The sequence below is a fragment of the Alcanivorax sp. genome (assembly GCF_014762765.1).
Lineage (GTDB): Bacteria > Pseudomonadota > Gammaproteobacteria > Pseudomonadales > Alcanivoracaceae > Alcanivorax.
The window spans coordinates 1-10,343 of the sequence record NZ_JABURH010000053.1 but is presented as its reverse complement, the minus strand read 5'-3'; the positions used below and the strand labels follow the sequence as shown (position 1 = coordinate 10,343).

Annotated in this window: 6 protein-coding genes and 3 pseudogenes; 1 reads left to right on the top strand and 8 read right to left on the bottom strand. The window is 56.3% G+C overall.

All coding sequences use genetic code 11. The features are described 5' to 3' along the window. From HUJ17_RS01705 to HUJ17_RS01695, 3 genes and pseudogenes are all read right to left on the bottom strand, one after another. Positions 1-196: pseudogene (locus tag HUJ17_RS01705) on the bottom strand (hypothetical protein); the annotation flags it as partial. Between the two features lie 42 nt (positions 197-238). Continuing rightward, positions 239-733, bottom strand: a complete 495-nt coding sequence (gene radC, locus HUJ17_RS01700; RefSeq protein WP_273009222.1) for a DNA repair protein RadC — start codon at positions 731-733, stop codon at positions 239-241. A 78-nt stretch (positions 734-811) separates the two neighbouring features. Continuing rightward, a complete protein-coding gene (locus tag HUJ17_RS01695; protein WP_287963207.1) occupies positions 812-1,144 on the bottom strand; it encodes a hypothetical protein in 333 nt (110 codons plus the stop codon). 165 nt (positions 1,145-1,309) lie between these two features. Between HUJ17_RS01695 and HUJ17_RS01690 the strand changes: the two are divergent. Then, positions 1,310-2,464 (top strand): annotated as a pseudogene (locus HUJ17_RS01690) (IS3 family transposase). A 159-nt stretch (positions 2,465-2,623) separates the two neighbouring features. Here the strand turns inward: HUJ17_RS01690 and HUJ17_RS01685 are convergent. The 5 genes and pseudogenes from HUJ17_RS01685 to HUJ17_RS01665 form a co-directional block, all read right to left on the bottom strand. Next, a complete protein-coding gene (locus tag HUJ17_RS01685; protein WP_102792507.1) occupies positions 2,624-5,746 on the bottom strand; it encodes a CusA/CzcA family heavy metal efflux RND transporter in 3,123 nt (1,040 codons plus the stop codon). Further along, complete coding sequence (locus tag HUJ17_RS01680; RefSeq protein ID WP_102792506.1) at positions 5,739-7,364, bottom strand: efflux RND transporter periplasmic adaptor subunit; 1,626 nt, start codon at positions 7,362-7,364, stop codon at positions 5,739-5,741. Before HUJ17_RS01680 ends, HUJ17_RS01685 begins: the two co-directional genes overlap by 8 nt. 11 nt (positions 7,365-7,375) lie before the next feature. Beyond that, the gene (locus HUJ17_RS01675; protein ID WP_199175943.1) at positions 7,376-8,704 is read right to left on the bottom strand and encodes a TolC family protein; all 1,329 of its coding nucleotides are present in this window, start codon (positions 8,702-8,704) and stop codon (positions 7,376-7,378) included. Then, entirely contained in the window at positions 8,701-9,243 is a 543-nt protein-coding gene (locus HUJ17_RS01670) for a DUF411 domain-containing protein (protein ID WP_062817569.1), read from the bottom strand. The genes HUJ17_RS01675 and HUJ17_RS01670 overlap by 4 nt, the downstream gene beginning before the upstream one ends. A 542-nt stretch (positions 9,244-9,785) precedes the next feature. Continuing rightward, a pseudogene (locus HUJ17_RS01665) lies at positions 9,786-10,298 on the bottom strand (heavy metal-binding domain-containing protein); the annotation flags it as partial. Positions 10,299-10,343 lie beyond the last annotated feature (45 nt).

The following is a 10,343-nucleotide window of genomic DNA, read 5'->3' as shown; positions in this document are numbered from 1 at the left end:
GATCCGGGAAGGAGGAAATCTGCCCGAGAGCGCCAGCCTCGCTACTGATAAAGCGCACCGGAGTTTCACGGATATCCCAATCCATGCCGGCTTCGCGCATCCAGACTTCCAGTGGTTGTTGGCTGGCCAGCTGGTTGCCCAGCCCGTGCCAGGGGGTACGGCCCACATAGGCCATGTTTTCGACAAGGTGTGCCATGGTGAATCTCCTGTTAAAGAAGGAATGCCCAAAAGGGCAGGGTTAGAGCCAGCCGCGCTCGGCCAGGCTGACGTAGCCGGAACGGGAAACCACAAAGTGGTCCAGCACCCGTACATCGATCAGTGCCAGGGCATCGGTGAGTCGTTTGGTGATCTGCCGGTCGGCATTAGAGGGCTCGCTGCAACCCGAGGGATGGTTGTGGGCAAAGATGACGGCAGCGGCATTGCACTCCAGAGCGCGTTGCACCACCACACGGGGGTAAACAGCAGAGCTGTCGATGGTGCCGTTGAACAAGGTCTCGAAAGTGAGCACCTTGTGTTTGTTGTTGAGGAAGATGGCCGAGAAGACCTCGTTCTTCTCCTGGGCCAGGGCCAGCTGCAGGAACTGAGCGACATCAGTAGGCGCGGTCAGTGCTTCCCGGTCGGTGAGTTCATCAAGCAGGATGGTGGCAGCGGTGCTGACAATCTCCTCGGGCTTCACGCAGCCCTGTACGTGGTACAGGCCCTGCTCGTTCTTTACGAAAGTGGGAATATCCATTCAGGCCTCCAAAGCGGCATAAAGAAGCCCGCACAAGGCGAGCTTCAAGAATGAGTAGATAAGGGATAAGACAGGGGGTTACTCGGAATCCAGGCGAAAGCTGTGCTCGCAATCCAGGCATTCCAGGTTGTCGAGATAGGTATCGTCGAGCCTGGAGCCCAGTGCAGCTCCGGCTTCACCTCCGGCGACTCCACCGGCCAGGCCGCCAAGGACGGCACCAGCGATGCCGCCAATAGCTGATCCAGCAGGCCCAAACGCCATGCCGACGGTCGCACCGACGCGAGCTCCGCTAGTCGCCATGGCAACGCCGCTGGCGGCACCAGCAACCGTGCCGACAGAACCGCCTACTTTGCGGCCATTCTGCAGGGCGACGACCCGGATAGAGCGGCAGGACGGACATTGAATGATCATGAAGCCTCCATGAAGTGGGACCAGGAAGGCCATTCCTTCCTGGCTTCATGGAGGTGATATGTATCTAAAATTATTTTGAATCTATATTGGTGCGTTTAAGAGGGGGTTCTACCCCGTTACTGCGGACACTTCTAAAAAGAGGCACACTGTGCCCAAGGAGTGTTTATGAGCAAGCGAAAGAAGTACAGCCCCGAGTTCAAGCGTGAAGCGGTAGAGCAGACTCGCCCCCCCCGACGTGAGCTGCCGCCAAGTGGCCCTTGAACTGGGCATCAATCCCAATCTTCTCTCTCGTTGGCGCAGAGAGGCGGATGATGCCTCCACCCCAAGCTTCCAGGGTTCAGGCTCCCCTCGTGACGCGGAGTTGGCCCGGCTGAAACGGGAGCTGGCACGAGTGAAGAAGGAAAGGGATTTTTTGCGCGAAGCGGCAACGTTCTTCGCAAAGGAGTCGTCCTGAGATATCAGGCGATTGAGCGTTGCCGCCAAGACTTCCCTGTTCTGCTAATGTGTCGCTGCTTGAAGGTCTCTCCGAGCGGCTACTACTCTTGGTCTGGCCGGGCGCCTTCGAGCCGGGCACAGGATAATGAGCGGCTTCTCAAACGAATCCACGAGATACATGCTGACAGCGGTGGCGCCATCGGCGCCCCTCGCATGCATGATGACCTGGTGGAGGAAGGAGAAACAGCCAGCCTCAATCGTGTGGCGCGTCTAATGGCGAAATCTGGCTTGCAGGGCTGGCCTCGCCGCAGAGGCCGGGGTCGCAAGGCCCCTTCAGTTCGTCCGGATGGAGTGAAGAACCATCTGAAACGAGACTTCTCTGCACTGGAGCCAGACACCAAGTGGGTGACCGACATCACTGAGATCAAGACCAAGGAAGGCAAGCTATTCCTGTGTGTAGTGATGGATCTGTACAGCAACATCATTGCGGGCTGGTCGATGCATCATCGCCAGGATCGGTACATGGTGCTTCGGGCAGTTGAGATGGCGGTGTGGCAACGAGAGGGAGATGGGAAGATCATTCTCCACTCGGATCGAGGTAGCCAGTTTACGAGTGGTGATTACCAGCGTTATTTGAAACAGCAAGGATTGGTATGCAGCATGAGTGCGGTCGGCCACTGTGCCGATAATGCAGCCTGTGAAGGGTTCTTCGGCATGATGAAGCGGGAACGGACAAATCACCGTGATTATCGAACCCTGAATGAGGCAAGGGCTGACGTATTTAATTACATCGAGCGGTTCCACAACCCAAGAAGGCGACGTAAGGTCGCAGCTCAAGATCACAAGTTTACCGCCTTCTTAAAACCGTCCGTGGAAACGGGGTAGAACCCGGCTCCAACATGACATGACTGTAATGTTTAGGTGTTTTGATTGATTCAGATCAACCAAATAGCATTAACCTATTTGTGCATTTGGTGCTTTATTGGTTTATACCACAGAGCTCCGGCAGGGGCAGACAAGTCTGCCCCATTTAGTTTGGCAATATTATGCTTTCAGCGAGCGGGTGCGCCATAGGTAATACACGACGGGTAATACCAACAACGTTAAAATCACAGCACTCACCATTCCGCCCACCATAGGCGCCGCAATCCGGCTAACAACTTCCGCACCTGTTCCGGAACTGAACATAATGGGCAACAATCCAGCGATAGTGGAGACCGTAGTCATCATTACGGGTCTTACACGAAGTCCCGCGCCCTGTGTCACAGCTTCGAGCAAATCTTCTTTTAATGGTTGCACTCCACGCTCACGACAGGTATCTATCAATTGGTGATATGCTTGGTTAAGATAAGTTAACATGATGATACCTATTTCCACCGTAACCCCCGCCAGTGCAATAAAACCAACCGCAACCGCGACAGAAAAATTATAGCCAAGCAGGTACATCAGCCAGATTGAACCAATTACCGCCAGTGGTAGTGTTCCCAGAATAATGGCTATTTCAGTGAAGTTACGAAAATTCATGTATAACAGAATGATAATGATGGCAAGCGTCAAAGGAACCACATAGGTCAGTTTCTCTTTGGCGCGCAGCATGTATTCGTACTGACCGGACCAGGCCACCGAGTAACCGGCCGGTAAATCCAATTGCTGCTCGACCGTTGCCATGGCCGCTTGTACATAGCTGCCCACGTCCACCCCATCGATATCTACAAAGGTCCAGCCATTCAGCCTGGCGTTCTCGCTCTTGATCGCTGGCGGGCCGTCCTCCACATAGACATTGGCCACATCGGCGAGCGCAATGCGTTGGCCGCTGGGCGTAACGATGGGCAGCAGCGCCAGCTGTTCTGGCGAGTCTCGATAGTCCTGCGGGTAGCGCAGATTGATCGGATAACGCTCCAGCCCCTCAATGGTCTGCGCCACATTCATTCCCCCAATGGCCGTGGCTATTACCTGCTGCACATCAGCAATATTGAGGCCATAGCGCGCCGCCTGTGCACGCTGAATATCCACCTTGATGTAACGCCCACCGGCCACCCTTTCGGAATACACCGAGGCTGTGCCGGGTACATCCTTGAGGATCTGCTCTAGTCGCTGCCCAATCTTCTGAATTTCTCGCAGATCCTCGCCCGCCACCTTGATGCCTACCGGCGTCTTGATACCGGTGGCCAGCATGTCGATGCGAGTCTTGATCGGCATCACCCAAGCGTTGGTTAGACCGGGGAATTTCACTAGCGCATCCAGCTCCTTCTTGAGCTTCTCCGTGGTCATGCCCTCGCGCCATTCCTCTTTGGGCTTGAGCTGAATAAAGGTCTCGATCATGGTCAGCGGAGCGGGATCCGTGGCTGTCTCGGCACGGCCGATTTTGCCAAACACGGTTTTTACCTCAGGCACTGTCGCGATCAGCTTGTCGGTCTGTTGAAGCAATTCCCTGGCCTTACCAATAGATAGCCCCGGATAAGTGGTGGGCATATACATCAGATCACCTTCATCCAGATCGGGGATGAATTCACTACCAATCTTGTTAACCGGCCAGATCCCAACGAGGAAAATCACAACCGCAATGGCAAGTGTGATTTTCGGAAAACGCAATACGGTTTTCAGCAGGGGCATGTACCCGGCAATCAGTAATCGATTAACGGGATTCTTGTTTTCCGCTACCACCTTGCCTCTGATGAAATATCCCATCAAAACCGGCACCACTGTGATAGCAAGCGCCGCACTGGCTGCCATGGCATAGGTTTTGGTAAAGGCCAACGGGCTGAACATCCGGCCCTCCTGGGCTTCCAGGGTGAATACTGGTACAAAGCTCACAGTGATAATAAGCAAACTGAAAAACAGCGCCGGACCGACTTCACTGGCTGACGCCGCCACGATTTTCCAACGGTTCTCTGGCGTCAAGGGCGTACGTTCCATATGCTTATGCATGTTTTCGATCATGACAATCGCGCCATCAATCATGGCGCCTATCGCAATCGCTATACCGCCTAATGACATGATATTGGCATTGAGACCTTGCCAATACATCACGGTAAAAGCCGTGAGTATACCTAGCGGCAGACTGAAGACCGCCACCAGTGAGGACCTGACATGAAACAGGAAAATGACACAGATCAACGCCACAATGGCGAGTTCTTCGGCCAGACTTTTCCACAAACTGTCAATGGCGCGAGATATCAGCCCTGAACGATCATAAACGGTTACGATCTCCACGCCATCGGGCAAACCCGCCTTGAGTTTTTCCAGCTTGGCCTTGACCCCATCAATGGTTTTCTGGGCGTTCTCACCGAAACGCATCACCACAATACCGCCCACCACTTCACCTTCGCCGTTCAACTCGGCGATGCCACGGCGCATTTGCGGCCCCAACTCGATATCCGCCACATCCTTGAGCAACAGCGGCGTACCGTTAACATCCAACCCTAACGGAATGTTGGCCAGATCATCGATACCCTGGATGTAGCCGCTGGCGCGCACCATGTACTCGGCTTCGGCCATTTCCACCACCGAGGCGCCCACTTCCTGGTTGCCGCGCTGGATAGCCATCTGGATAAGAGACAGGGGAATACCGAAGGCGCGCAGTTTCTCCGGGTTTACCTTCACTTGATACTGCTTGACCATGCCACCGAGCGCCGAGACTTCGGAAACACCCGGCACGGTTTGCAGCTCGTATTTCAGGAACCAGTCCTGCAGGCTGCGCAGCTGACTGATGTCATGCTGACCGCTGCGATCCACCAAGGCATAGAGGTAGACCCAGCCGACACCGGTGGCGTCCGGTCCCAGTTGCGGCCGGGCGCTGGGCGGTAATGTGGGCGCGACCTGAGACAGGTACTCCAGCACCCGGGAACGTGCCCAGTAGGCATCGGTATCCTCGTCGAAAATGACATACACAAAGGAATCGCCAAAAAAGGAATAACCGCGCACGGTAACCGCACCGGGTACCGACAACATGGCAGTAGTCAGTGGATACGTGACCTGGTCCTCCACCACCTGCGGTGCCTGCCCAGGAAAACTGGTCTTAATAATGACCTGTACATCGGACAGATCGGGAATGGCGTCCACCGGGGTGTTTTTCAGCGAATAGAGACCCATCCCCACCAGCATCAAAGTAGCCAGCAGCACGAAGAAACGGTTACCGACGGACCAACGGATTATCGATTCAATCATGATTGTGCTCCTTTTGATCGTGAGCGTCGTGGTTCATGCCCTGGTGTTCGCTGTGCTCCGGCATCGACATATCACCGTGATCCATACCCTCGTGCTGACCGTGATCCATTCCTGCAGGCATGGCATCATTGCCTTGCTCATTGGGAATATGCACTTGGGTAATCTGGTATCCACCACTGTTGTTATTGGTGATCTGCACATGCAGGCGCATTCCCTGTTTGAGCGCATCCATGTCCACAGCCTCAGCGACGGTGAAATCCATGGTCATGGTGGGCCATTGCCAGTCCGGGATGGCCTCGTGCTCCAGGGTCACCATGCGGTGATCCGGCATCAGGCTGTCGATACGTGCGGCCACCCAGACTGAGCGGGAATCAGCGTCTGCCTTTACATCCATTGATTCGCCTTGCTGATCGCGCTTGGCCATGCGCTTGAAGTCCGACGTCTTGCTGGATTCCGAGTCGATCAGGAACTGAGCAGAGGTCACAATGCGTTCCCCTTCTTTGAGTCCCGACTGAATTTCCACCTGCCGTTCGCCCACACGCCCGACCTCAACGGCCACCGATTTGAATTTGCCATCACCCAGCGCCAACACCACGCGCGCTTGGCTGCCGGTACGGATCAGCGCTTCTCGCGGGATTAACAGTGCTTCAGCCCCCGCCTGGGTCTCAATGACCATCTGCGCGAACATGCCCGGCTTGAGGAAGTCGTCCGGGTTGTCGAAATGCACCCGGATTTGCGCGGTACGTGTCTTGGCATTCAAAGACGGATAGACATAGTCCACCTGGCCCAACCAATCCCGACCGGGCAGGTAATCGAGCCGCATCCGCACCTGGTCGCCGGTCTTGACCAGGCTTGCCTGTCGTTCGAACACCTCACCGATCACCCAGATATGCTCCAGTTGGCCGATGCTCATCAGACTCAAGCCAGGCTTGACGAACATGCCCTCACGCACCGCGAGATTGTCCAGTACCCCGGACTGCGGCGCGGCAACGGTGATGGTCTGGCTGACCTTGCGGGTTTTACGCAGCCGGTCGATATCTGCCCGCGGCACCTGCAATGCCAATAACCGTTCCACGGCAGCGCCGATCAACACCGGATTGTCGCGTTTCAACGCCAACAACAATTCCTCCTGGGCGTTGACCAGGGTGGGTGAATAGAGGGCGTACAGGGGGTCGCCCTGTCTGACCGGATCCCCGGCGGCCTTGACATGGAGCTTCTCGATCCAGCCTTCCACGCGCGGGCTGATATGCACCAGCCGGTTCTCATCGTATTGCACGTAACCGACGGTTTTGACATCCAGATTCAGAGACCCGGACCCAACCGTGGCGGTGCGCACGCCGAGATTGTTGACGACCTCGGGCGATATCTTGACGGTGCCGGCTTCATCCTCTCCGGCGGATTTCTCGTACACAGGGATCAGATCCATGCCCATGGGCGATTTGCCAGGCTTGTCGCGCTTGTAGTTGGGATCCATGGGCGCCACCCAGTAAAGTGGCTTGCGTTCACCGCCGGTTGCTGTCATATCCCCCTCATCGGGGTTGCCGAGTAGCCAGACGCCGGATGCGCCGAGCAGCGCGCCGACGGCCGTGCCCAGCAAGGTTTTGGTGAATGTATTCATGTTGAACCCCTTTAAAACGGTTTCGCCGGCCGTGCATCGTCGAACGACGCCTCGGCGAGCAGGTAATTGATTTGGGCGATGGTCTTCTGCCGATCCACGGCAATGGCGAGCGCGTCGATCTTGGTATTCAATTCGGCAATGCGGGCACGCACGGCTTCGGCGAAGTCGCCGTCGTCGTTGTTGTAGGCCGAAAGTGAAGCCTCTGCCTGCTCGGCCATTTGCGGCAACAGCTGATCGGTGTATAACGCCTGGCGTTCATCGAGACGTGCCAGTTGTACGCTCGCGGTTTCCAGTTCCGCCATTAGCCGACGACCAAGCAAGTACTTTTCGGTTTTGATGGCCTCGGTTCGATTTACGGCGGCGCTGACTTCCTTGTCCTGCCGGTTACCGGTGAAAAGGGGCAGATCGAAGGTGACGCCAACGGAGAACAGATCGGCCCGGTCGCGCCCCATGGGATCGCTGTCGCGATAGCCGTATTGGGCGGTCAGGCCCCATTCGGGCTTGTATTTCTGTTTTGCCAGATCCACACCGGTTTGCGTTGCGTCGATACGCTGGTCCAGTGCCCGTAGCGCGGGATGATGGCGGATCCATTCGTAGCGCGTATGCTCGCTGGCCTGCTTAATGGTCGGTACCGACAGTGGCCTGGAAAGAGACTGTGTCGGTAGTACCGGAGCCAGAGGGACAGTGGCAGGCGCACCGATCCATTCGGTCAGACGCTTTTGTGCGGCTTGCTGTTGCTGCCTGAGCATCGTCAGTCTGTCTTCAAGACGAATCAGCTCCAACTGCGCGCGAATTACGTCCTGCTGACGTGCCCTGCCCAGCGCCGAGGAGTAACCCGCTTTGGCGGCATCCACCAACTGCTCAAACAGTGCGCGATCCTGTTCGATCAGCCGGATACTCTCCTGCGCCTTGAAGGCTTCCAACCACAACTGGCTGACCGTGACGCTTACTTTGGCCCGGCGATCCAGTCTTAGCAGAGGGTGCTGCTCGGCTAGCTGCTGCTTCTGCTGCTGGGCGAGCGACAGACTGTCACCCCGGGGAAACATCTGACTGATCCCCACCGACAACTGGGTCATGGCTTCCTGGTTGAGGTCGAAAGTGTCCACGGGAAAATTGCCAGCCATCAGGCTCATGCGGGGATCCGGCAAGGTCGCCACGGCGGTCGCTTCGTCGGTAAGGGCCTGCTGAGTGTACTGGCTACCGGTGAGCCAGGGATCGGTATCTATGGCGAGGGTTATCGCCTCGTCCAGCGTCAGGGTCTCGGGAAGGGATTGCGCAAAGGCTATGACACTGCCTATACCGAGCGGCAGGATAAAAAGCATGGTGACGAATATTTTCATGGCTGCGCTTCCGGTTGTTGGAGTGGCTGAACCTGTTGAGCCGCGCTCTCGACACTGGCAAACACTTCAGTGCTGCCGTCTTTTTTCATCAGCAGAACCCGGTATGGCATGAACTTGTCACCCACCTCCATACCCGGACTGCCAACGGGCATGGCGGGCACTGTCAGCCCAATCCCGTCGGCTGGCGGATTAGCCAGAAACTGATGAATATAGCGGGCCGGGATATGCCCCTCAAAGGCATAGCCTTGTGACGACACCGCTGTGTGGCAGGAACGCAGGTTGTTTGCGATTCGATAGCGATCCTTGATGGCGTCCAGATTAGCCGGGTGTTCGACACTGGCCTCAAAGCCCTCGTCTTCAAGGTGACCTATCCATTTTTTACAGCAGCCACAGGTAGGGCTTTTGTAGACGGTAAGCGTTTCAACTGCACCAGCGGATGGGTCAGATTTTTTTGGGTTTTTAGGCCCATCATTACAGGCCGCGATCAAGGGCAGCGTCAACAGCCCCAACACCAAGCCCGTTAATTTAAATCGATACATAGTTGCCTCCGAAGACAATTGAATAGAACATTAAGTAATGGATGACAAGGTAACGAGCAGACTTCAGTCGTGCAGGCGAAGCGCCTTGTATCACAGTTCGAGAAAACGGTTTTTACCTATCAATCAGGCGATCGGAGGTCTCAATAGAGGAAAATTGGGCGGTCGCGGGAAGGCGGGCACATGAAAAACAATTGCGATGGAACCTGCATGAATGGGGGAAGCGAAGTGAGCAACGGGCGGCATCATTGACAGGCAACCGCTCATCATACAGTCAGCGTCGCCCTTATCACCGGCACAGCAGCCGTGTCGATCCTGGACTTCACCGGCGTCATGCTGCATGGCATCATGCTCCAACTGAGCGTAGTTCAGATGCGCATGCTCACCCTGGAATAGGCCGACCGGTGCCGGTTGATTGGCAGGCATGGTGCAGAAGTCTGACGAAGCCGCAAACGCGCTCCTCGCAAGGAGCGTCACCAGCAGCAGCCATATTACCCATGCACCAGGTCGCACAAAAAAGCCTCTCACCAATCCATCACGCCGCGGATGGCGGCACCGGTCTCCGAGCGGGCCTTCAGTTCTAGCACCTGACCGAGCAAGGTCAGTGAAATGATCACCGCAGCCGCCTCAAAATATACCGCAACGTCGCCATCGAGACGGAACGAAGTCGGGAAAATGCCGGGCGCGACGGTTGCGATAACGCTGTACAGATAAGCTGCGCCGGTGCCAGTACCGATCAGGGTCCACATATTGGGCGAACGTTGCTTGAGGGACTGGATCCAGCGGACAAAGAAAGGCCTGCCGGACCAGAGCACCACCGGAGTGGCCAGCGCCAGCTCCATCCAGGGGCGTGCCGTCCCCAGCAGACTGTCAAATGCCCCACCCGACATAGCGATCAGAGTCACCATGATAGTCAGTGGTAAGGTGTACCAGAAACGACGCCTGAAATCCGCGAGTTCCGGGTTGTCCCTGGCCTCGCTACTGGGCATCACCGGTTCCAGCGCCATGCCGCATTTCGGGCAGGTGCCCGGGCCCAGTTGCCTCACTTCCGGATGCATAGGACAACTGTACTCGGTGTTGGCATCGCCCTCGGCGCGTTCGGA

Bases quoted from the DNA above. Each gene is read 5' to 3' on its own strand.
- radC (WP_273009222.1), bottom strand. From the start codon at position 733: ATGGATATTCCCACTTTCGTAAAGAACGAGCAGGGCCTGTACCACGTA.
- HUJ17_RS01695 (WP_287963207.1), bottom strand. From the start codon at position 1,144: ATGATCATTCAATGTCCGTCCTGCCGCTCTATCCGGGTCGTCGCCCTG.
- HUJ17_RS01685 (WP_102792507.1), bottom strand. From the start codon at position 5,746: ATGATTGAATCGATAATCCGTTGGTCCGTCGGTAACCGTTTCTTCGTG.
- HUJ17_RS01680 (WP_102792506.1), bottom strand. From the start codon at position 7,364: ATGAATACATTCACCAAAACCTTGCTGGGCACGGCCGTCGGCGCGCTG.
- HUJ17_RS01675 (WP_199175943.1), bottom strand. From the start codon at position 8,704: ATGAAAATATTCGTCACCATGCTTTTTATCCTGCCGCTCGGTATAGGC.
- HUJ17_RS01670 (WP_062817569.1), bottom strand. From the start codon at position 9,243: ATGTATCGATTTAAATTAACGGGCTTGGTGTTGGGGCTGTTGACGCTG.